Source organism: Vibrio sp. 10N.222.48.A3 (genome assembly GCF_041475345.1).
Classification (GTDB): domain Bacteria; phylum Pseudomonadota; class Gammaproteobacteria; order Enterobacterales; family Vibrionaceae; genus Vibrio; species Vibrio tasmaniensis_A.
On record NZ_JBFRVX010000480.1, the window covers coordinates 1 to 214 of the forward strand.

General features: G+C 56.1%; 1 protein-coding gene. It reads right to left on the bottom strand.

The window, feature by feature from the left end; genetic code table 11:
- Positions 1-214, bottom strand: a 214-nt coding sequence (locus AB4653_RS14250; protein WP_372104511.1) for a hypothetical protein, incomplete at both ends; no start/stop codon positions are given.

Sequence of the window (214 nt, forward strand, 5' to 3'; positions counted from 1 at the left end):
GTCAGTTGGGTTTCACCCGCTTTCACCGTGTAAGAGCCATCTGCGTTCGCCGTCACAACCTGACCTGCCGAGTCTTTCACCACGATGCTCGTGATGTCCTCTGCCGTCGCTGTGCCGTAAAGCGTGTCAATATCAACCGTCACATCCACCGCTGCCGCTTTGGTCAACGTCACGTCAAAGCTCGCCGTTGAGCCTTCGTTGATGCTCTTGCTGT